The sequence below is a fragment of the Fischerella sp. genome, assembly GCF_013388695.1.
In the GTDB taxonomy this organism is placed as follows: Bacteria; Cyanobacteriota; Cyanobacteriia; order Cyanobacteriales; family Nostocaceae; genus PCC9605.
Genome location: NZ_JACAEU010000002.1, coordinates 33,661 through 56,290, shown reverse-complemented (window position 1 = coordinate 56,290; position 22,630 = coordinate 33,661). Strand labels below are relative to the sequence as shown.

21 protein-coding genes are annotated in these 22,630 nt (G+C 43.3%); 13 read left to right on the top strand and 8 right to left on the bottom strand.

Going from position 1 to position 22,630, the window contains the following annotated elements:
- The first annotated feature begins 296 nt into the window (after positions 1-296).
- The 3 genes from glyQ (at position 297) to HXY43_RS00320 (ending at position 4,354) form a co-directional block, all read left to right on the top strand.
- Positions 297-1,214, top strand: a complete 918-nt coding sequence (gene glyQ, locus HXY43_RS00330; protein WP_290878593.1) for a glycine--tRNA ligase subunit alpha — start codon at positions 297-299, stop codon at positions 1,212-1,214.
- Positions 1,215-1,383: 169 nt separating this feature from the next.
- Positions 1,384-1,863: a DUF4079 domain-containing protein gene (locus tag HXY43_RS00325; protein WP_290878591.1), complete on the top strand. Its 480-nt coding sequence runs from the start codon at positions 1,384-1,386 to the stop codon at positions 1,861-1,863.
- Between the two features lie 154 nt (positions 1,864-2,017).
- The gene (locus HXY43_RS00320) at positions 2,018-4,354 is read left to right on the top strand and encodes a ComEC/Rec2 family competence protein (protein WP_290878589.1); all 2,337 of its coding nucleotides are present in this window, start codon (positions 2,018-2,020) and stop codon (positions 4,352-4,354) included.
- A gap of 31 nt (positions 4,355-4,385) precedes the next feature.
- On the opposite strand, the gene HXY43_RS00315 is transcribed toward HXY43_RS00320, so the two are convergent.
- Entirely contained in the window at positions 4,386-5,159 is a 774-nt protein-coding gene (locus tag HXY43_RS00315) for a hypothetical protein (RefSeq protein WP_290878587.1), read from the bottom strand.
- A 180-nt stretch (positions 5,160-5,339) separates the two neighbouring features.
- Positions 5,340-5,744 carry a hypothetical protein gene (locus tag HXY43_RS00310; RefSeq protein WP_290878585.1) on the bottom strand — a complete coding sequence of 135 codons (405 nt, stop codon included), beginning with the start codon at positions 5,742-5,744 and terminating at the stop codon, positions 5,340-5,342.
- 401 nt (positions 5,745-6,145) lie between these two features.
- Between HXY43_RS00310 and HXY43_RS00305 the strand changes: the two genes are divergently transcribed.
- Positions 6,146-7,027, top strand: coding sequence for a 2OG-Fe(II) oxygenase (locus HXY43_RS00305; RefSeq protein ID WP_290878583.1), 882 nt, complete (start codon positions 6,146-6,148; stop codon positions 7,025-7,027).
- A 40-nt stretch (positions 7,028-7,067) separates the two neighbouring features.
- On the opposite strand, the gene HXY43_RS00300 is transcribed toward HXY43_RS00305, so the two are convergent.
- Both HXY43_RS00300 and HXY43_RS00295 read right to left on the bottom strand, forming a co-directional pair.
- Positions 7,068-7,583, bottom strand: coding sequence for a GNAT family N-acetyltransferase (locus tag HXY43_RS00300; protein WP_290878581.1), 516 nt, complete (start codon positions 7,581-7,583; stop codon positions 7,068-7,070).
- 13 nt (positions 7,584-7,596) lie between these two features.
- Positions 7,597-8,190, bottom strand: a complete 594-nt coding sequence (locus tag HXY43_RS00295; protein WP_290878579.1) for a Uma2 family endonuclease — start codon at positions 8,188-8,190, stop codon at positions 7,597-7,599.
- A gap of 167 nt (positions 8,191-8,357) precedes the next feature.
- Between HXY43_RS00295 and smc the strand changes: the two genes are divergently transcribed.
- Together smc and HXY43_RS00285 are read left to right on the top strand one after the other, a co-directional pair.
- Positions 8,358-12,056 (top strand): chromosome segregation protein SMC, encoded by a 3,699-nt coding sequence (gene smc / locus HXY43_RS00290; RefSeq protein WP_290878577.1) that lies wholly within the window; start codon positions 8,358-8,360, stop codon positions 12,054-12,056.
- A 58-nt stretch (positions 12,057-12,114) separates the two neighbouring features.
- Positions 12,115-13,104 carry a PRC-barrel domain-containing protein gene (locus HXY43_RS00285; RefSeq protein ID WP_026733902.1) on the top strand — a complete coding sequence of 330 codons (990 nt, stop codon included), beginning with the start codon at positions 12,115-12,117 and terminating at the stop codon, positions 13,102-13,104.
- Between the two features lie 328 nt (positions 13,105-13,432).
- On the opposite strand, the gene HXY43_RS00280 is transcribed toward HXY43_RS00285, so the two are convergent.
- Positions 13,433-13,576, bottom strand: coding sequence for a hypothetical protein (locus HXY43_RS00280; protein WP_290878597.1), 144 nt, complete (start codon positions 13,574-13,576; stop codon positions 13,433-13,435).
- A 362-nt stretch (positions 13,577-13,938) separates the two neighbouring features.
- On the opposite strand from HXY43_RS00280, the gene trpD reads away from it, so the two are divergent.
- Positions 13,939-15,039 (top strand): anthranilate phosphoribosyltransferase, encoded by a 1,101-nt coding sequence (trpD, locus tag HXY43_RS00275; RefSeq protein WP_290878574.1) that lies wholly within the window; start codon positions 13,939-13,941, stop codon positions 15,037-15,039.
- Here the strand turns inward: trpD and HXY43_RS00270 are convergent.
- A complete protein-coding gene (locus HXY43_RS00270) occupies positions 14,969-16,078 on the bottom strand; it encodes a retroviral-like aspartic protease family protein (protein WP_290878572.1) in 1,110 nt (369 codons plus the stop codon). The genes trpD and HXY43_RS00270 overlap by 71 nt on opposite strands.
- 351 nt (positions 16,079-16,429) lie before the next feature.
- On the opposite strand from HXY43_RS00270, the gene carA reads away from it, so the two are divergent.
- The 6 genes from carA (at position 16,430) to HXY43_RS00240 (ending at position 20,795) form a co-directional block, all read left to right on the top strand.
- On the top strand, positions 16,430-17,596 hold the full coding sequence (gene carA, locus HXY43_RS00265) for a glutamine-hydrolyzing carbamoyl-phosphate synthase small subunit (RefSeq protein ID WP_290878570.1): 1,167 nt from the start codon (positions 16,430-16,432) through the stop codon (positions 17,594-17,596).
- 201 nt (positions 17,597-17,797) lie between these two features.
- Entirely contained in the window at positions 17,798-18,199 is a 402-nt protein-coding gene (locus HXY43_RS00260; RefSeq protein WP_290878568.1) for an STAS domain-containing protein, read from the top strand.
- Positions 18,200-18,415: 216 nt separating this feature from the next.
- On the top strand, positions 18,416-18,586 hold the full coding sequence (locus HXY43_RS00255; protein WP_290878566.1) for a hypothetical protein: 171 nt from the start codon (positions 18,416-18,418) through the stop codon (positions 18,584-18,586).
- Between the two features lie 311 nt (positions 18,587-18,897).
- Complete coding sequence (locus HXY43_RS00250; protein ID WP_290878565.1) at positions 18,898-19,377, top strand: ribonuclease III domain-containing protein; 480 nt, start codon at positions 18,898-18,900, stop codon at positions 19,375-19,377.
- Positions 19,378-19,472: 95 nt separating this feature from the next.
- On the top strand, positions 19,473-20,405 hold the full coding sequence (rlmB, locus tag HXY43_RS00245) for a 23S rRNA (guanosine(2251)-2'-O)-methyltransferase RlmB (RefSeq protein ID WP_290878564.1): 933 nt from the start codon (positions 19,473-19,475) through the stop codon (positions 20,403-20,405).
- An 87-nt stretch (positions 20,406-20,492) separates the two neighbouring features.
- Positions 20,493-20,795, top strand: coding sequence for a DUF1816 domain-containing protein (locus tag HXY43_RS00240; RefSeq protein WP_290878562.1), 303 nt, complete (start codon positions 20,493-20,495; stop codon positions 20,793-20,795).
- Positions 20,796-20,922: 127 nt separating this feature from the next.
- Here HXY43_RS00240 and HXY43_RS00235 read toward each other — a convergent pair whose 3' ends face one another.
- Together HXY43_RS00235 and HXY43_RS00230 are read right to left on the bottom strand one after the other, a co-directional pair.
- Complete coding sequence (locus HXY43_RS00235; RefSeq protein ID WP_290878560.1) at positions 20,923-21,780, bottom strand: alpha/beta hydrolase; 858 nt, start codon at positions 21,778-21,780, stop codon at positions 20,923-20,925.
- A 27-nt stretch (positions 21,781-21,807) separates the two neighbouring features.
- A complete protein-coding gene (locus tag HXY43_RS00230; RefSeq protein ID WP_290878559.1) occupies positions 21,808-22,506 on the bottom strand; it encodes a CAP domain-containing protein in 699 nt (232 codons plus the stop codon).
- Positions 22,507-22,630 lie beyond the last annotated feature (124 nt).

The window sequence follows — 22,630 nt, the reverse complement described above, 5'->3', positions numbered from 1 at the left end:
TATCCGGCTGTTTATTTTTTGACCTCAGCCTCGGTCTTTATTCTTTACTCCCGCAGGCAAGGTGCTTTATAATGGCTTTCAAAACTATCTTGTTTTCATGGTTCGGTCGCCACCCGAGCGGTTCTGTTTCGTGCCCGCTCCGAAGGCACTTTCTTATAGTAGCTACTCCACATCCCTTTGTCAACTATTTTGAGAAAAAATTTTTGAACTACTTTTTTTGATATTCCAAAACTGCTCACAGTGCTGAGTTTAGGCAACAATGGGTTAGGCAATGTTGAGTTTACGGAAGGGTTGTTGTGAATTTTCAGTCGGTAATAGAGGTTTTGCACAAATTTTGGAGCGAGTCTCTTTCAGAGAGACCTGGCGGTCAACGCGGTTGTCTGATCGCTCAGCCTTACGATATTGAGAAGGGAGCAGGAACCAAGAACCCCCATACATTTTTAAGAGCACTGGGGCCAGAACCTTGGGCAGTTGCTTACGTTGAACCTTGTCGTCGCCCTACTGACGGTCGCTATGGCGAGAATCCCAATCGCTTTCAGCATTATTATCAGTACCAGGTGCTGATTAAGCCTTCGCCAGATAATATCCAGGATATTTATCTAGACTCCTTACGGGCTTTAGGTATTCGTCCGGAAGATCACGATATCCGATTTGTGGAGGATAACTGGGAAGATGCAACCGTAGGCGCTTGGGGTACTGGTTGGGAAGTGTGGCTAGATGGGATGGAAATTACCCAATTTACCTACTTCCAGCAGTGTGGAGGAATTGATTGTCGTCCTGTATCGATTGAAATGACATATGGTCTGGAGAGACTGACTATGTACCTCCAGGGAGTGGAGGCGATCGCTAAGATCCAGTGGACGGACAATATTAAATATGGAGATGTTCACCTCCAAGGCGAGATTGAACAGTGTGTTTACAACTTTGAAGCCTCAAATCCAGAAATGCTGCTGACTTTATTTAATATGTACGAGCAAGAGGCGCAACAATTAACAGAGCGAGGATTAGTTTTACCCAGTTTGGATTATGTATTGAAGTGTTCGCACACATTCAATTTGCTGGATGCAAGAGGTGTAATTTCAGTTACCGAACGGACTCGCTACATTGCCAGAATTCGGCATTTAGCACGCAAGGTAGCGCAACTGTATGTGGAACAGCGAGAAAAGTTGGGTTTTCCACTGTTGAATCAGATAGCTGGCTCAATCAGCAACTGATTAGCATTACATTATGATTTGGAGATGCGTTAGTGTAGCTCTAATCCAAGCAGCTTGCTGGCATCTCTTGCCAAGTTATGACTTACGCATATATCCCCAACCCCAAAATGGGGAAATAGATTCTGTGTTATTGAAGGGAATGTGAAAACTAAGTGATGGTGTGAATAAGATGGTTAATTTGACTGAGGTTCTAGAACCGATAGCTGCTTGGTTTCGTAATTTAGGCATCCCCGAACCGATAGTGCATTGGGGACACCCAGCAATGATGGGAATTGTAATCTTTGCGATGGGAAGCTTTGTAGGGTTCACTGGTTGGCGAGGGCGACTTGCTGAAGATAAAGAAGTAGCGATGAAAAGTCGCAGTGATCATCGCAAACTTGTACCGTGGATGTTTTTATTTATGGTGCTAGGTTACACAGGTGGTGTATTGTCTCTAGTAATGCAGCGTCAGTCAATTTTTGAAAGTTCTCATTTTTGGACTGGTTCAATTTTGCTGTTATTGCTGGGGATTAATGGTGCAATTTCTTTGAGTAAATTTGGTGGCAATAAACCTGGATTACGTGCACTTCATGCATATTTGGGTAGTACAGCACTTTGTTTGATGCTTGTTCATGTTGTATTGGGATTGAAATTAGGCATGTCTTTGTGATCTGGGTATTGCCAAAGATAAAAAACGCCCTCAGACTAGAAGTCTGAGGCTACACAAACAAAGCCTGCCTATGCAGGCTTGATGAAGTCCGCTTGCGCGGACTTTGTTTTTGTAGCTGCGACTTTAGTCGCTAGGTATTTTCATAAGAATTGTGATGATTCAAGCAAGTGGTGTGATTATCTGTCTTGGTTACATTATTGGGTTGCTGTTTACAGCAATTCCTTGGGGTGGCGTTTGGATGATGCTTTTAGGTGTAGTGGGAGCAGTTATTTTTCAAAGACGACGCTTGATCCTACAGAAAATCTCGCAAAAAACCAAGACAGCACCACAGCTGTTGTCAACTATTCCTCACCCAAGGATATGGCTAATTGCTGGGGTGGTGGGATTATTGGCAACTTTGTATTTTTCACTACGAGTTCCTCAACCGGGAGCAAACGATATCAGTAAGTTTGTCCCATCAGAGAATAATAACCAAGAACAAATTTTTATTGTGCGTGGTGAGGTGGTGAGTACACCGCGCTTAACTCGCAGTCAGCGAGGACAGTTTTGGCTACAAGCAACTAAGCTTGATGAAGTTAAAAATGACAAGGGATCGGCAGGTGCAAGTAAAGGTGTAACAGGTAAGTTATATGTAACAGTGCCTATACTTCAGGCTACTGGATTGCACTCTGGGCAAGAAATTGCTGTGACTGGCGTTTTGTACAAACCGAAACCACCATCAAACCCCGGTGGATTTGACTTTCAAAAATTTCTTCAGCAAGAAGGAACATTTGCTGGTTTGGTTGGAAGACTAGTAAATGTGTTGCATGAAGAACAACATCAATGGGGATGGTGGCAAGTTCGAGAAAGAATTGTACGATCGCAAGTTCGGTCTTTGGGTGTTCCAGCAGGGCCGCTTGTGAGTGCGATGGTGTTGGGTAGCAAAGCTGTTGATTTACCTTATGATACCCGTGATGTGTTTGTCAAAGCTGGTTTAGCTCATGCTTTGGCTGCGTCTGGATTCCAAACTTCGTTGATTTTGGGTGTAGTGTTGGGATTGACAAAAGGTTTCAAAGAATCAACCCAAATTACCCTTGGTAGTTTAGCTTTAATTATTTTTCTATGCTTGACAGGTTTCCAACCTGCGGTGCTAAGGGCTGTAATTATGGGATTTGCTGCTTTAATTGCTCTAGGATTAAAGCGCAAAGTTAAACAACTAGGATCGCTGCTGGTTGCGGCAACTCTGTTATTGTTGTTTAATCCTCTGTGGATTTGGGATTTAGGATTTCAGTTAAGTTTTTTAGCAACGTTGGGGTTGATAGTTACAGTACCGCCCTTGACTCAACGTTTGGAATGGCTACCACCTGCGATCGCTTCTTTAATTGCTGTTCCCCTCGCAGCTACGATCTGGACTTTACCACTTCAACTTTTTGTATTTGGAGTTGTGCCAATTTATAGTCTATTGCTGAATATTGTTAGCACACCATTGATTTCAGTTATTAGTATAGGTGGGATTGTTAGCGCTGTAGTTGCGTTAATTGCACCGGAAACTGGCACTGTTGTAGCTGGAGTATTGCATTACCCTACTGATTGGTTAATCAAGCTAGTAGAATTTTTTTGCAATCTACCAGGAAATTCTTATGCTGTCGGCAAAATTGGTACTTGGCAGCTGCTAGCTATTTATATGCTGATTATATTAGTTTGGTTGATACGTTGGTGGCAAAAACGATGGTGGCTTGCTGGTTTCATTGCCCTTGGGTTGGTACTAATTCCGATGTGGCACTCTGTAAATACGCTATTTCGGATCACGGTATTGGCAGCTGGCGAACAGCCTGTTTTGGTGGTTCAAAATAGAGGTAAGGTAACGCTAATTAATAGTGGTAATGAGGAAACAGGACGCTTCACAATCTTACCGTTCTTACAACAACAAGGTGTGAATCAAATCGATTGGGCGATCGCTTTTGATTTTGAACACAACGGTAGCAATAGTTGGCTAGAAGTGTTGCAAAGTTTGCCGATTAAAGTCTTCTATGATTGTGCTCCTACTCAGGAAAATGCCCTCAATCGTCAAGTAATTCAACAAGTAGTGCAAAAGCAAAAGGGCTTTTACCAAGCTTTGCCAGTAGGTCAAACTATCAGTACTGATGCAATTGTTGCTCAATTACTTAACAATGAATTGCCGATTTTACAAATGCAGATTCAGGGTCAATATTGGCTATTAGTAGGCAATCTCAAACCCACGGAAATACGTCAGCTAGTTCAAACAGGAGGATTACCTCGTCCGCAAGTGTTGTGGTGTCCTGGTGAGACCTTAAAAGAATTGGTTACTACCTTGCAACCACAAGTGGCGATCGCACCTAGCGCCAACATTGACCAAAAAGCTTTACCAGAAGAAAACCAAAGTCAGACAAAACTATACTTTACAGGCAGAGATGGAGCAATTCAATGGACTGCTAATGGTGAGTTTGAAACATTTATCCAAGCAACAGAAAATAATACTTCAGTGTTGTAAATTTCATCGGCTTTAGTATCTTCAGTTGCGTTTATGCTGTTTTAAAGAATCTGATAATTTCACGAACATGATCGAGAAATTGTCCATCAGTGGAAAGTTGGGCGATCGTAGCTCGTGCATCTCTTGCTAAACGTTCGTGTTCTGTCTGATTTGTAGCACGTAATTCTTCTAAATTAGCAGAAATCCGAGCTAATTCTTTACGTGTTTCTTCTGCATAACGCTGTTGATTTGCTACGACTGAGTAAGAATTTTCTGGATTAAGTTGTTCTTCTAAACGCTTGATACTTTCTTCTAGCGTATAAAAGCGGTTGCGGAGTTCAAATATATCTTCTCGGGGATACTTCCATTCATCACGAATTAAATTCAGGCGTGCATATAAATATTCATAAGCACTGATAGCTGGACGTAAACCTGTTAACAGTAAAGCCGCACCAGAACCAACGTATCCTACAGCACTAATACCTGTGGCGGATAGGATATAAAGACCAGCAGCTGAGAATAGGTGTAAGGCAATGGCAATAATAAGCGATCGCTTTGCTAAAACTTTAACGTAATCAACTTGTTTCTCATCTACGGGAATTTCTTTTTCAGTTGATTGTTCTCCTTCTGCTAATACTTCTTTTGCTTTAAAATATACGTTCCACGGCACAGTTACAATCACTAACAGCCACCAAAAACTTGCACCACCAATTACCCAGTCAAGGAAACTACCAGCAGGTACATGAAACCATTGCAATACACTGAAAATTAGCAGCACTAAAGCTACAACTCCGATACTAGAGCTGATAAAAAAGTTAAAATACACAATCTTCTCTCCTGTAGAGGTATCGCTTCCATCTTGACTTTGGATGAGGAGAGAAGCAGAAATGCTTGTGATGGTTTTTAGAGTTACACACAATAATTTGGATTTTGTTGTTTGTTGGTAGTTGGTAGTTGTTTGGGACAACCAACAATCAACAAACAACAACCAACTCATAACCATTAACTACTGAATCAGATAGCTGTGCCAAACAGGTTCAGTGTCCTTGCCGATTTTTTCGGGAAGCAGCAACCGCCAAGTTTTACCTTCTTGTTGAAGTTGCAAATAAACTTCAAACGGTTTTTGTGGTTGTGTTAACTGACGTTTTGGCAGTTTAAAGGTGAGGTTATACGTTCCACGAACGCGGTAAGTTAGCAGATTTTGAATAGTCAGAGGTTTTTCTTGATTAATTGATAGGTGATTTATTTTAAATCCTTGGAAATCTAGATCCAATTGTTGGTTGAGTTGCTGTTGGGTTTTCTCTAACTGAAGTGCGATCGCTTTTTCCACTAATTGACTTGTTGGTGCAAGTACGGTGGTAGTACACGCAGTCAATAGTCCCAGCAAAATTAAAATCACAATTAATCGCATGATTCCTGCTACTCCTTTATAGTCTTGTCTGCGTTCAAGGCTTGTCTAATTTTCATAACTTTTTTAAAAATAAAAATGCTGCGCCGAGTCACCAGAAATTCTCGAAATACTTTCACGTCATGAATTTTACAGTAAGTAGATAGTTAAATACAGCCATAAAGCCAGATTATACAAATAGATTTGATAGTAGAACTTTGTATAATTTTCTCCGGAACCTTACGTCATGAAGTACTCTTTTGTTTAAGAACATTCATATTTTTTAGAATTTGGCGATCGCATAGCTAGTTTTGTTAAGCAAAAATAAATTTTTTGTAAAAATCAAGACAATTAATTAGACAAACACACGTAACACTACTTAAAATACATCAGAACAATTTCATACAAAAAAAATAGGTAAAAATATGAGTGTTCTTGTTAAAAAGCTACGTAATCGAATCTTAAGAAATGTTTATAAAGTTTCGTTCTTGCTAAATCAAGCAGAACGAGATTATCAAGCAGCGCTAGAACAACACTTTGCTCGTCTACCTGTTATTTCAACTGCAGATTGGAACTTGGTTGAGGCTATTAAACGTGAAGGAGTAGTAGTTACTTCACTAGAAGCTTTATGTATCCCTTCTACAGAGCAAATGTTTGCAGCAGCAAAAAATTTAATGCCAAAACTGCCAAAAGGTAGTTCTGGTGATAACAATGAGTATGTTGTTCATGCTAGTTCTGAACAAATGATGGAGTACCCAGAAATTTTTCTGTGGGGACTCGAACAGCGTTTACTCAATATTGCTGAGAATTATATTGGTTTGCCCGTAGCTTATCATGGTGCATATTTTCGCAGAGATATTGCCAATCAAGTCGAACGTAAATCTAGGCTCTGGCATATAGATGTAGAAGACAGAAAAATTCTGAAAGCGATCGTGTATTTAAATGATATAAATGAAGATTATGGACCATTTCAGTATATTTCAAAGTCCCTAACATCAAAAATAGCTAATTCTTTAGGATATAAACAGGGATATATTCAAGAAAAAAGAATGCAAAATGTTTTATCGCCATCGCATTGGAAATCATGCACAGGTTCTGCTGGCACAGTAGTTTTTGCAGATACTGGCAACGTTTTTCATAGAGGTAAAATACCTATATATGGCGATAGAATAGCAATATTTTATGATTACACTAGCAGACAGCCAAGATATCCATTTTATTGCAAATCTTCCCTACCTGGGGAGGATTTGCTGTTAATGGCTGACAAGTTATCTGAACAGCAAAAACCGTATGTTTTATGGCGATAAAATCTTTCAATTTACTTGGAAAACGCCAGATAAAAGTTTCTCAAACTTCCTGAAAGTATTCAGGATAACGCACCATACCACTAATATTTGTCAAAGCATTAGGTTTTAGCTCTAATGCCATAAATACTGGATCGGGAATAGATAATGATGATTGCAAGCCGAATTCGCTTGCTGTTTGGAAACCAAAGCGTTGATAATAATTCGGCTCTCCAATAACTATGACAATGGCATGATCCAATTCACAGCATTTTGATAAACCTGCTTGTATTAACTTACTACCAATACCTTGGTGCTGGCGTGATGATATAACTGCTAGTGGTGCCAGTACTAGTGCTGGAATAGTTTGCTGAGGCGCTTCAATAACTATACGACTAAAAAGAATGTGCCCTAGCACCTGTTGATTTTCTACTGCTATGAGCGACAATTCGGGTATAAAATTTGGAGAGTGACGGATTTTGTCTACAAGGTCAGCTTCTTCTGTTCGACCAAAAGCATCTATTATTACTTGGCGAATCTTTGCTATTTCTTCGTTTGTTTCTGGGATAATATTTAGCATTATTAACTTTCTGCTATGCTAGCAACACCTGATTAGCTGTCAGGGTGAGTTCAGGAAAGATTTGAGAGATAATCCGGTCATTGCCCCAGAAAACCGCTTGTTCATAAAATCTGTCTACTAAGGTGAAAACTGTTACCCCAAGCGGATACTTTGGATCATTCTCAATAAAGTCCACCACCCAGTATTCAGGAATCTCTACGACGTTGTATTCAGCCCGTTTCCGCCTGTGGTCAATAATTTTGGTTCCCTCACTCACTACCTCAACTACCAATAGGGGCGGCGAGTCAACCAAAACAGCAAACTGATTTTGCAGTTCCTGCCACTGTGACGCTGTAACCACACAAATATCTGGAATCCTAGAGGTTGCCCGTCTACCAACACCAGGAACCATCACTCCTATAGAACTGTGCCGAGAAATCCAATCCTTTCCCAGACGTTTAATTTCCACTTTGAAGATGTCATTGAAAGCATCAGTAATGTCTGCATGTTTACCTCGTGCTGGGGGCATTTCTACCAACTCCCCATCAACAAGTTCATAGCGCTTATCAGTCCCATCACAGAATTTTAAATACTCCTCAAAGCTAACATTGGCTATTGTAGCCCTCATGATTTTGCCTCACCTATTGCCCTTAACTTATAAATTTTATTTTGCCCCTACAATATCATTGCTTCTTTTTTACGTCCTCTGCGATTCTATAATTCTTTATCCACTAAACTTGTTAACAACTTTCACTAGTACACTTGAACTTCGAGCTTCCCAGGTAATCAGTGCCTATGGTGCATATTAAACGGGTGGAACTTACCAATTTTAAATCCTTCGGTGGCACTACCTCTGTCCCTCTGCTGCCGGAGTTCACTGTCATCTCTGGGCCAAATGGTTCCGGCAAATCAAATATCCTTGACTCACTACTATTTTGTTTGGGACTCGCTAGTTCTAAGGGAATGCGTGCCGATCGCCTACCCGATCTTGTCAACACCACACAAACAAGCAAATCTCGTTCTACTGTCGAAGCGATCGTGACAGTGACGTTTGATTTGTCAGATCATCAACCGGATGAACTCTTAGAAAGTGAGCCTATTGTTTCTACGGTGGAAGTGGATACCCTCCCCGCTAGCGAGGAGGATACAGGAAGGGTTCAGGAGGATGTAGGAGAAGCAGAAGAAAGCGAGGATGAAAAAAATCGTAAAGAAAAAATCCGCGCTAAACCTGGCGGAGACTGGAGTGTGACTAGAAGGTTGCGCGTTACCCCACAAGGAACTTACACTTCCACTTATTACATTAATGGTGTCTCTGCCACACTTACAGAGTTACACGAAGAATTAGAGCGGTTGCGTGTTTATCCAGAAGGTTACAACGTCGTTTTGCAAGGGGACGTAACCAGTATTATTTCTATGAACGCTCGCGAAAGGCGGGAAATTATTGATGAATTGGCAGGGGTGGCAGCATTTGACCGTAAAATTAACCAAGCCAAAGAAACTTTAGAACAAGTTAAGGAAAAGGAAGATAGCTGTCGCATTATCGAAACAGAATTAACCGCACAGTGCGATCGCCTTTCCCAAGACAAAGCCAAAGCCGAAAAATACCAAAAACTTCGCACTGAATATTTGGAAAAACAAAAGTGGGAAGCGGTGTTATCTTGGCGTACACTGCAAAATCAACAAGAAAAGTTAGCTAACCAAATTCAAGCAGGCGATCGCAATAAGAGTGAACTCACAGAACAACTCACTAACCTCAATACAGTCATCACTCAAACAAACACCGAACTTGAGCAACTCAACGCCCGTGTGAAAGCATTGGGAGAAGAAGAACTTTTAGCAGTACAATCAACCCTTGCTAACCAAGAAGCAGAACGCAAACAACTCCAGCGCCAGCAAACGGAACTAACAACAGCATCTCAAGAAACAGCAAAGCGTCTTGCTCAAACTCAGCAAGAAATTCAACAGCACCAGCAAACCATAGAACAACTGGTGCAACAACACGGTGTAGAGACGTTGCATGCAACGTCTCTACAAACGGAACGCGATGAAGCACAACAAGCATTAGAAAATTCGCGCCAAGCAGCGGCGGAAATTGCTTCTGCTTCCGAGGCGTGGGTACAGCAACAAACTGCACTCAACCGCCAAATCGAAACTTTATTGCAAACCGTCGAACCTCAACGTACTGAGCAAGCACAACTACGGGAACGCGATCGCCAACTACAGCAGCAAATTCAAGAGCAAACCCAGCTAATTGAAAGCATAGAACCGCAATTAGCCGAAAAACAAGCAGAGTGTGCTAGTTTGGAAACAGAATTTAACGCTGGTAGCGAACCGATCCAAGAATTAGCGCAGAATCTCGCCGCCACAGAACAAGAACTGCAAATTCAACAGGAAACTCAAAAACGCCTGTTGCAAGAGCAGCGAGAGAAACAACGCCAGTTGGATAAATTAGAAGCACAGGCGCAAGCGCAACAAGAAGTGCAAGGAACTGGCGCAAGCAAAGTCATCCTGCAATCAGGGATGCGTGGTATTTGTGGGTTAGTTGTGCAGTTAGGACGGGTGGAACCACGCTTTCAACTCGCTTTGGAAATTGCTGCTGGTGCGCGTTTGGGACATATTGTCGTGGAAGATGACTCAATTGCAGCTGCGGGAATTGAACTGTTAAAGCAAAAACGCGCTGGTAGAGCCACTTTTTTACCACTGAACAAAATTCATGCCCCCAAATTTACCCCTGATGCAACACTGCGCTTGGCTCAAGGTTTTATTGGCTATGCTGTCAATTTAGTAGAGTGTGCGCCTCGTTATCGAGATGTGTTCGCTTACGTTTTTGGCAGTACGGTTGTATTTTCCACCTTGGAACACGCGCGTAAAAACCTGGGATTGTATCGGATAGTGACTCTGGAAGGGGAATTGCTAGAAACTAGTGGTGCGATGACTGGTGGTAGCATCGTCCAGCGTTCGGCGTTGCGGTTTGGCAGTGGGGAAGCGGCAGAATCTGAGGAAGTCGTGGCACTGAAAAAACGCTTGGCAGATGTAGAGAGAATTTTAGAACGTTGTACGGAAGCGATCGCATCTCTTTCTACCCGCACCAAACAGCTTTCGCAAGAACTGACAGAAGCACGACAGGTGCGGCGCGAACAGCAACTGCAATTGGAGCAGTTACAAAAAGAAATAAAAACTTTGACAGCGCAGCTAGAAAGTACGCGATCGCAGCTTGCTCAAAACAGCGAAAGATTTGCTCATGCTCAATCTCGCTTGGAAATTTTAGATCGGGATTTACCAGATCAAGAGCAACAATTGCAACAATTACGTCAGGCATTGGCAGAGTTGGAAGCATCCCAAACTCCGCAAGAATGGCAACAAATTCAAGCAGTTATTAAAGATCAAGAGCAACAATTGCAACAACGAGATAAAGCATTAAGGGAAGCAGAACAACGCCTAAAAAGCTTGGAAAATCAACAACAGCGGTTGCAAGAAAAAATTCAAGAAGCAGAACAGCGTATTACTGAATATCAAAATGAACAAGTAAACCAGCAAAATCAACTAGCGGCGCTCAGAGAACAAGAAGCAGCACTCAGCACTGAAATTGCTGCAACTCGCCAGCGTTTCAGTGAAATGGAGGCGAGTTTGGGAGAAGAAAAACAAAAACGCGATCGCACTGAACAGGAATTGCGATCGCACCTGCTGCGTCAACAACAATTGGAGTGGGAAATTCAAAAACTCCAAGAAACTCAGCAGACACGGCGGGAGGAACTCGCCAACGTGCAAGCGCAACTGCAAACAGTGGCGGCAGAATTGCCATCTCCCTTGCCAGAAGTGCCAGATAAAGTCGATTTAGAAGAATTGCAAAAAGAATTGCGATCGCTTGCTAAGCGCCTGCAAGCGATGGAACCAGTCAACATGCTGGCTTTGGAACAATACGAACGCACCCAAAAACGATTAGAGGAACTCAGTCAAAAATTACAGACATTAGAAGCAGAACGCACTGAATTGCTGCTGCGGATTGAAAACTTTACTACTTTGCGCCAACGTGCTTTTAAAGAAGCTTTCGACGCCGTTAATGAAAACTTTCAATCAATTTTTGCCACACTTTCTGAAGGTGACGGCTATTTGCAACTCGACAATCCCGAAGATCCATTTAGCAGCGGATTGAATTTGGTAGCACACCCAAAAGGCAAACCTGTACAGCGCCTCGCTTCCATGTCTGGGGGAGAAAAATCTCTCACCGCATTAAGTTTTATTTTTGCCTTGCAAAGGTATCGTCCATCGCCATTTTACGCATTTGATGAAGTAGATATGTTTCTCGATGGGGCAAACGTGGAACGATTAGCTAAAATGATTAAACAACAGGCGCAACAAGCACAATTTATTGTTGTGAGTTTGCGTCGCCCGATGATAGAATCAGCCGAACGCACGATTGGCGTTACTCAAGCAAGAGGAGCCTTTACTCAAGTTTTGGGTATTAAGTTACAATCGTCTAATAATTCGGCTTGAGAATTTGTTAATAATAGTGTATAGATAAACCGGATTCGAGATCAGGACTCGGTATAGAATGACCTCTGAACAAGTAATTAGGCGTTCCGATATTTTAAATACTCAGGTAATCACCCGCGACAATGGCAAGCGGCTAGGAATAGTAAGTCAAGTCTGGGTTGATGTAGATCAGCGAGAGGTTGTGGCTCTTAGCTTGCGAGACAGCCTGATCTCTGTGTCTGGGATACCGCGCTACATGTACCTCAACAACATCAGCCAAATCGGGGATGTGATTCTGGTTGATAACGAGGATGTGATCGAAGATATTGAGGTTGATGTATACAGCAACCTCATTAATTGGGAAGTGATTACAGAAACTGGTGAAGTCTTAGGCAAGGTGCGGGGCTTCAAGTTCAACGGAGAAACAGGTAAAATCTACTCTATTGTCGTTGCTTCTTTAGGACTGCCACAAATTCCAGATTCATTCCTGAGTACCTACGAACTGTCGGTAGAAGAGATTGTCAGCACAGGCCCGAACAGACTGATTGTCTTTGAGGGGGCAGAAGAACGGGTAACTCAGCTGACAGTTGGTATCTTAGAGCGCTTGGGTATCGGTAGAGCGCCGTGGGAGCGGGAAGCAGTCGAAGACTACAATTATGCTCCACGGACAGTAGCACCATCAAATCAGCTGCCAAGTGGTGTACCAATCGAGCCAATTAAGCCGAAGGTTCGCGCTCCCGAACCTGTAGCGCAAGAATGGGACGAAGATTATTACGAAGAAGAACGGCCTCCCCAACGTCGGGTAATGGAAGCGCGATCGTACGAATCGATTCGCTACGAAGAAGAGGAAGAAGATAACTGGAGTGAGGCAACGGGTAAAGATAGGTATGAAGCCCAACCCTACGAACCCCCACAGCCTTATACCAGCAAGGCATACGACGAAGATTACGAAGATTACGACGACGATCTCAATCGCGATGCTTGGGATGACGAACCACCAAAGCCAATCAACATTCCCAAGAAGGTGAAAGAGAGACAGCCAGAGTACGAAGAAGAAGGCGGATATTAAGTTTACCCCTCTCCCCAGCCCTCTCCCCGCTTGCGGGGAGGGGGTTATTTTATGTAAAAGTATTTTTCCTCAAACTTTCAAGACAAATTGGAGATTAACTAAGATAGCTTTGCCTAAAAAAGTAGCGATTTTAAACGCAGAGGGGCACAGAGGTAAGCGCAGAGGGACGCAGAGTCTTGGTACAAAATTTTCGCTATGAATTTATGAAATGTGTACTAGGTTCTGATACCTGAAAATTGGGGTTATGGTTTTCAACCATGCCAGTGAATCCACCGATAGAAAGCTGAGCGCTGTCTTCTATACTATCCAATCGGACATATATGAAGTGTTATAGAGTGCGATCGCCCTTACCAATCTTAGGAAACACCAAGGGAGTGTAAATGGCGTTGCTTTGAAGATTTTTGTCCCCATCGACTTGCTCCTCTTGAAGTGCGATCGCAGTTATGGAACAAACTCGCACATCCGTTTTCACTTTTGTCCCCCCAGCAGAATTCTGGTGGGCACTTGGAGGCGCAATTTTATTTGCAGTTGTGGGATATCTGCTGAAGAAATTTAGTCGCCTGTTCTATATTTATGAGTTTGAACACGCCCACAATGATTGATTAAGAGCGATCGCTCTTAAACTCTAAAAAATAAACTAGGTTGCTAGACTCTAAAACTGTATCAATCGCAACCAACCTTTTGGGCTGTCAGATGGCTCAATAGTTTCAATTTACTCTGTTGTAATTTCTTGAAGTTGGCGATTGGGTTAGGCTCAAAAATGACAAATTATGAAAAGTCTCAAAACCGTGGGACTATCTTAATCGAGCATTAAAAATATCGATAAATTTATCTATGAACCATTCCTCGATCCCAGCACAAGAATCCTCTGTCATCTGGTCTAACTTGCTGCAACAATTATTAGACTGCCAATCTTTATCACGCACTCAAGCCGCAGAATTGATGCAAGGATGGCTCAATGAAGCTATCCCTCCAGAGTTGTCAGGAGCAATTTTAGCCGCATTCCACTGCAAAGGTGTGTCTGCTGAGGAGTTGGCAGGAATGGCTGAAGTATTGCAATTCCAGTCTCTAGGGGCATGGGGCAAGGGGCATAGAAAAGATCCAATGCCCAATTCCCAATTCCCAATGCCCAATTTCCTAATCGATACCTGCGGCACTGGGGGGGATGGGGCATCAACATTTAACATTTCGACAGCTGTTGCTTTTGTTGCTGCTGCCTATGGCATACCCGTTGCCAAACATGGTAATCGTTCGGCATCAAGTCGTGTTGGCAGTGCTGACGTATTGGAAGCGTTGGGCATAAATCTGAGTTGTTCAAGTGAAAAGGTGACAGCAGCGTTAAAAGAAGTAGGGGTCGCTTTTTTGTTTGCTCCTGGTTGGCATCCTGCACTCAAGGCGGTTGCTTCGTTGCGGCGAACTCTTAAGGTGCGGACAGTGTTCAATTTACTCGGGCCGTTGGTAAATCCTTTACGTCCAACAGGGCAGGTAATTGGGGTGTTCGATCCTAAGTTGTTAGTAACAATTGCTCAAGCCTTACAGCAACTAGGTACGCAAAAGGCGATTGTGCTGCACGGGCGAGAAAAACTGGATGAAGCAGGCTTAGGTGATATAACTGACTTGGCTGTTTTATCTGGGGAGGAGGTACAGCTAACGACACTGAATCCTCAGGAATTGGGTTTAACTCCTGCTCCCGTATCAGCACTGAGAGGGGGTGATGTCCAAGAAAATGGGGAGATTCTGAAGGCTGTACTGCAAGGTAAGGGAACACAGGCACAACAGGATGTAGTGGCGTTAAATGCTGCATTGGCCTTGCAAGTGGGTGGTGCTATATCACTGTTGGATCACGCTCAAGGCTTAAAAGTGGCTAAGGATATTCTCCAGAGTGGTGCGGCTTGGGCGAAGTTGGAGGAGTTAGTCCAGTTTCTGAGGAATTGAGATGATGCAAGGAAGATGGAGGGCGAAATTCTACTACATTGCGCTTAATGGTGATCTCGTAGTCGCCAAAAAAGTCATGTCCCAAAAGTCCAGTTTCTAGTTCAGCTCCGGCGATCGCCACTGCGATTTTTTTCGCACTCATCCCACCAACTTCAATTGAATTTACATAACCGATCGGAAATTCCACTGCTTTGGCACTGGCAGTATTTGCCTTAGCTTTGCCTACAGGCACTATTGCCAAGGCATTTGCCATATCTTGGGTAATCACGGTACCACTAGCTCCTGTATCCAAAATCATCTCAAATTGCTGATTACCATTAAAGGTAACGTCAATGATTGGCGTACCTCCAACTCGCCGTTTAATAGGAGCAACAAATACCACTGGTTCACTTCGCCGCGTACTCGGTGCTGCAAGTACTTGTTGCGGGTTAGGTGGCGGAGGTGAGAATGCTGTTAAAGGTGGTAGTAGTTGTTCTGGTGTTTCTGGAGGGGGTTCTTGTGCAATCTTTGGTGTAGGAGATGCTTGGGGAACAACAAGTACAATCCGGTTTGGTTTGGCTTGTGTTGTAACTGGTGGCGGGGACTCCCAGCGAGGAGAAGCTTGCTGTTGGGCGTATTTGATTTGGCGTTGATACTCTAGTATTTTGTTTTGAGCACTAGTGAAGTACGGGCTTTGTCGCTCTACTTGCTTCATCAGCGCGATCGCATTTTGATACTGGTTAGCCACCAAATTCCAATCTTCTGGCGATTGAGCAGATTGACTGATAGTATCAGCACTGGCTGCTTTATCTAATCCCAATTCAAAACTGTTGGGTTGCATCTGGGAAGTTTTGATTGGTTGTGGTTCTGGGCTTGCTGTTGGCAATGCAGTAGTCTGAGGAGATGCGATCGCACTGGACGCAATTGATTGTGGCGTTGGTTGCGATCGTTGTTCACCAGTAATGACACTCTGTTTGTCTTCACGGCAAGCAACAGCTAAAATCGCCAGTGTGAAGGAGAAAAATATTAGCCCAATTTGGGATAAAAAAGACTGAAGCATAACTTTTTATAATGCCTACCTTCTCCATACACCGACGATACTTTGGAATAGTATCTGTATCCACTTGACAAAATACACGCCATTCTTTGCTTATTATCGTAGCCGATGCACAGTGTTCTAGGAACCTTTTGACATGTGGCTATTGTACCTTAATAAATTAAGGGGCTTGAAGCCTTGATATTTGGGGCGCTTATATTCCCCCATATCCTTACACCCAACTCAAAGGGGCTTGGTCAAGAAAAAATTGAATAAGTTGAAATAAAAACGGCATAATTATACAGAATTCAAAAACAATGATGAATGCTAAAAATTTCATAATTCATAATTCATAATTCATAATTCATAATTCATATGCCTCTGTTTGACGCAATACCTGCTCTACTTGTTCTCGCTGACGGAACTACTTATCGCGGTTGGTCTTTTGGTGCCACAGGTACCACGATTGGGGAAGTGGTGTTTAACACTGGTATGACCGGATATCAAGAAGTGTTGACCGACCCTAGTTACTGCGGTCAGATAGTAGTTTTTACTTATCCTGAATTAGGAAATACGGGTGTGAACTCAGAGGATGAGGAGTCAACTAGACCACAAGTGCGAGGAGCGATCGCGCGGAATATTTGTACCCGACCGAGTAACTGGCGCTCCACGCAATCCTTGCCTGACTACCTCAAACAGCACCAAATTCCCGGCATTTACGGCATCGATACCCGCGCGTTAACCCGGAAAATTCGCATCTATGGAGCCATGAACGGCGGTATTTCCACAGAAATTCTTGATGAAGCCGAACTGCTAGAACGAGTACTAGCAGCTCCTTCGATGAGTGGATTAAATCTCGTTCGTGAAGTTACCACACAAACAGTTTATGAATGGTCAGATCCCACCCATCCAGTTTGGGAATTCAACCCAGATGCCACAGCCAATTCTGAAGAGACCTTTACCGTTGTGGCTTTGGACTTTGGCATCAAGCGCAATATTTTGCGTCGTTTGGCGAGTTATGGATGCCGCGTAATTGTTGTTCCCGCTCACACCCCACCAGAGGAAATTCTCAAATACAATCCAGATGGAATTTTTCTGTCCAATGGTCCTGGCGATCCAGCAGCTGTCACTGAAGGAATTGAAACTACCAAGGCGCTGCTTTCGGCTCAAAAACCGATGTTTGGTATTTGTATGGGACATCAAATTTTGGGTCATGCGCTGGGAGCAGAAACTTTTAAACTAAAATTTGGGCATCGTGGTTTGAACCAGCCAACAGGTCTAAAACAACAAGTAGAAATTACTAGCCAAAATCACAGTTTTGCGATCGATCCAGACACCTTACCCAATGCAGTTGTGGAAATCAGCCACTTGAATTTGAACGATCGCACCGTCGCTGGGGTACGTCACAAGAACCTGCCTGTATTCTCCGTCCAGTATCATCCAGAGGCTTCTCCTGGCCCTCACGACGCTGATTACCTGTTCGAGAATTTTGTCCAAGCAATGCGAGCAGTGCGTCAAGCAGAAACAACCGGAGTAAAGTAAAAGTAGTAAAAATGGAGAAAGCGAAAGATTGGGAATAGGGAATGAGGACTAGGGACTAGGGCATCGGGCAATGGGCATCGGGCATCGGGCATAGAAAATATCCAATCCCCAATCCCCATTACCCCTTATCCCCAGAGGGGGCCCCACCTTCCCCAATCCCCAGTACCCAATGTAGACAACATCCACCAAAACCATCTATACTTGAGCGTTCACGATAAATATGAGGAGGGAATTATTGCTGAGCCACTTAATTTAACCGTTAGCCTGAGAGGTACTCGAGAAGTCCGGGATAACTGTCAGCTATTCCGCCTCACAGGTTTGTTAGACGCGTTTTCTGAGCCAACATTTCGTAAGGTACTTGGCAGCAAGATTGAAGAGGGACCCAAGCATATTATTCTGGATCTCTCACAAATCGATTTTGTTGACAGTTCCGGCTTGGGAGCTTTGGTACAGCTAGCCAAGCAGGCACAAAATGCTGAAGGTACTTTGCAAATTGTTACCAATGCTCGTGTCACTCAAACGGTCAAGCTTGTTCGCCTAGAGAAGTTTCTCATGCTGCAATCTTCAGTCGATGCTGCTCTAGAAAACATCAAATCATTTTGATTGCTTGACCGTCCAGACAAAATTAGCTATCCGATCTTTCAATCTGGATAGCTTAATTTTTATTTAATTGCCTTGGGTAAAAGACCCTTATGCACAGGGACGCACAATAAAGGAATAAACTCTTCTTCTTCCTTTTGCTACGACAGGCAACACTAGTGGTCTGACAACTTAACTTTGATGGTTAAATAAACGAACTGCCCTACTCTGCCTTCTGTCTTGAAGGCAGAAGGTGCAAATGCTTACAAAATGAGTGTTTGGCTTACTTTCAGGGTAGGATTACTTCCGCTCAAATATAAAGATGGAATGAAACAAAAATTGACAAAACAATCCCAAAAAAACTATGAAGAATGGGATTTTGATACTTCACAAGTTCACACTTTATTCTAATCTAAAAGAAAGTTGTCGTGCAGCGAGGACATTGAACTAGATTCCTGTAGCTGGTAGTTATTCGTGCCAAAACCTGTTCAGAGTCTGTATTTTCTGTAAACTGAGTTTCGGAGGGTTTTCCCAACAACACAAACGTCTCTGTTGAACTTAACAGTTGACAAAATTTTAATTTCCAATTAAAAAGCTAAAATTAGGAAGTGAATTTTGAGCCTGGATTATGCTAGGTAGACCTGCACGACAAACATCCTGCGAGCAAAAGAACATACTTAAATGTGACCTCCCCTATATAGCCTACGAGGAATAGCTCACTTGTGAAATCAAAGGAGGAAAAATTACTACATGAACAAGGTGAACATCTTCAGGTAGATTCATCTTGGTGCCAAGTAATGCAGGCAGCCACAGGGCATTTATCTCAACAAATTTCTCAGGCACAACTACAACAAATTTCTCCTACAGCTCTAGCATATTTGGGAGATGCTGTATATGAACTGTTTGTGAGGATGTTTTATCTCATGCCACCGCAGCGAAGCGAAACTTATCATCGTTTGGTAGTGGCACAGGTAAAAGCGGAAATGCAGGCGCTACACTTGCGATCGCTAATTCCTCATCTGCAACAAAACGAGTTAGAAATTGTCCGACGGGGTCGTAATGCCGCCACAGGACGCCCAAAACGAGTTGATCCCGACACTTACCAACAAGCAACAAGTTTAGAAACCCTAATTGGCTACCTCTATCTCACCGATTGCCAACGCTTAACAGAACTGTTGCAAAAACTGCAATTAGAAAAATAGTGAGAAATCTACCTCACAATAGCAGAATTACCTTTTCTAAGTTAAGGTAGCTAGGCTATAGGGATGTTCACTCACACGCTTAACCCAAAACTCTTATGACAAACAAAACAAAAAAAATTATCACTTCCGGTGAAAAGAATCGTGGGCAACCCTTGAAATTTAAGAGCAAGCGAGTTGTTCCTAATATTGTTCGCACTTCCACAGATATTGATGAACAGAGGGTTAGAAAACAAACCCATGATAGCGATCTCATCTACGGTCGGTATCCGGTGTTGAGTGCGTTGGAAAATCAGCGTTTTCTCAACCGTATTTGGATTACTCCCCGGCTGCGCTACGATCCCCGCTTTCACTCCCTGATTTTACAAGCAAAAGAAAATGGCACCATCATCGACGAAGTTGAACCCAAACGCTTAGATCAAATTACCGACGGAGGCAACCACCAAGGTGTGGCAGCTCAAATTGCCCCCTACGCCTATCTCGAATTGCATGAGTTAATCGAAAAAGCTAAATCTGTCACCGATCCTGTGATTGTTGCCGCTGATGGCATCACTGACCCCCATAACTTAGGAGCAATCATTCGTACAGCAGAAGCAATCGGTGCTCAGGGATTGGTGATCCCACAACGCCGTGCTTCCGGTATTACTTCTACAGTTATGAAAGTCGCAGCGGGTGCTTTAGAAAACTTTCCCGTTGCCAGAGTGGTGAACTTGCACCGTGCTTTAGAGGAATTGAAAGCCGCAGGCTTTTGGATTTACGGCGCTGCTTGTGATGGTGGTAGCGAGCCAATACAAACAGTAGATTTCAATGGTGCGATCGTTTTGGTAATAGGTTCTGAAGGGGAAGGTCTGAGTTTATTGACACAACGTTCTTGTGATGTTTTGGTGTCAATTCCCTTACAGGGCAAGACTCCTAGCCTCAATGCTTCAGTCGCAGCAGGCATGGCACTGTATGAAATTTATCGTCAACGCTGGATGAAAAATACGCTGCATTTCGATAAATTACAAAAAACTACTTGGAAAAAAGAATAGTAACAGAGTATAAAGAAATGTAAAACCACTAAAAACAGCAGCACACTTTTTTAAACCCAGTACCACGTTAATAAATTGGCGAAAACCATGAAAACTATTTGGGATAGCACTAAGGAATTTTTGATTAACGCGTTCCAGAATTTTGGATTAGCTTGGTGGGTGGAAATCGTCACACAGCATCCCCGTTGCACATACTACTTTGGGCCATTTTTAAATTCTGCGGAAGCTAAAGCAGCGATCAAAGGCTACGTAGAAGACTTGGAACAGGAAGGAGCGCAAGGAATAGCTGTGAACGTAAAGCGCTGCAAACCGGAAGCATTGACAATTGCTGAAGACCTGGGGGAACGGATTGACCGCAAAGTACAGCCTGCCTTTAGCGGTCAAGTGTAAAAATAAGGCTTGTTATTAGTCATTTGTCCTTAGTCATTCGTCATTCGTTGATGGTTGTTTGTTGCTTGTTCCAATCAACTATCAACTATTAGCTAACAAGCAATAATCAATGACCAATGACCAATGACTATTGACTATTGACTATCTGTGGATGTGCCTCCAGCCAAAAGTCTATATCGCTCAATACCCGATCGGGAATTTCCCACGGGAAGAGATGGGCTGTATTGGCATAGCATTGCCACTGGCAATCACCCAGGTGTCGGGCTGTTTCTAAGCTAGCATCAGCCGTGATATGGCGGTCTTGGGCACCAGCAAGTACTAAAGTAGGGCACTGAATTTGCTTGAGATCGGTAAGGCGGTTGTATCCTGCTTTTATCGCTGTATAGAGGGCGCGAGTTGCAGCCGCAGAAGTTTGCAAATAGGCTGATACTGCATCTTTGGCAATGTAGCTGTAGCTGGTGGTGGTATGTTGTTGGATCAGGTAGCGAAAGAGCGATCGCTTGCCAAACGTCTCAATATTCCATTCCCAGCCTGGTTTGATCCAGTTCACCACAGAGGCAATTCCAGTATATAAATTATCCTGCCAATTCACAGGCGGATGATTGCCTCTTGGTCGAGCCGCTGTTGCCACTAAAATTAGCCCAGTGACACGCTCAGGTAATCTCAGTGCTAATTCCATTGCTAAGATGCCACCCAACGACCATCCCAATACTAGGCATTTTTGAATTTGAAAGCGGTCTAGAAGGACTTCTAAGTCAGTCAAATGGTCGCTCATATCAAAATTGCCATCAAACCGGCTTTTGCCGTAACCGCGTAGGTCTGGAGCGATGGTTTGGAAGCGTTTTGAGAGGTGATTGGTGAAAACAGAAAGACTAGAACCGGAACCAGGATGACCATGTAAACAGAGAATGGGAAAGCCTTGGCCTTGGATGTAGACGTTGAGAGGAGTGGTTGTGGAGTTTGGGAAATGAGAGCGATCGCCCATATGTGATTTAGTTGCAAAGTAAGGGGATTAAACCGATTTTTCTATATATCCTCCAGCATAATTAATAACGCACATCTGCCTGTATGTGGCGTGAGTACCAAAAGCAACCCCTGTTACTTGAAAAGCTGGGTTAAAAATATTTGTTCGATGACCGCGATCGCTCACTCCATCATCAATAATTAATTGCATAACGATATCCTGGGCAGTATGCGAACCGTAGCTGATATTTTCGCCAGCACTACTTTGCCAAGTTCCGTAGCGACTGAGGCGAGTAAAGGGATCGCTACCATCACTACCATAATGACCCGTCGTACCTTTTGCTCCTTGGTCTTTAACGTGATCTCTAGCTGCCAAAGACATTCCTTTAGACGCAGTTAAAGCGCCGACAGGGCTAACAGACTTGAGAAAAGCGATCGCCTCATCAACAGCTGCAACACCTTCTTGAGTTTGTAAATAGACATTGTTAGAAATTCGGACTCGATCGCCCTCAAAGCGGCTTTTATAGTTTTCTAGTACAGCAACATAACTTGTGGGATCTGTTCTCGCCTTGTTCATTTCCACAATCACTTGTTGTTCCAATGGCGAGAGGGTATCTCCCTGTGTCAGCGATTCTGAATTTCCTGGAGGAGTTTCAGACGCGACTGAGTAAGGCTGAAGCGCTTGCTCAAAAGAGCATCCAGTGAAGAAAGTGATGGGGGCGATGACCCGAAATAGCATCCGATGCATTAACAACCTCACAACTTGGCTGTGATGAGTCAATATATGTTGAGATCCATCCCATCAGAGAAACTTTCCGGAGTCTTCGCCAACAAGTGATAAGTAGTTAGTTGTTAGTTGTTGATTACTACTA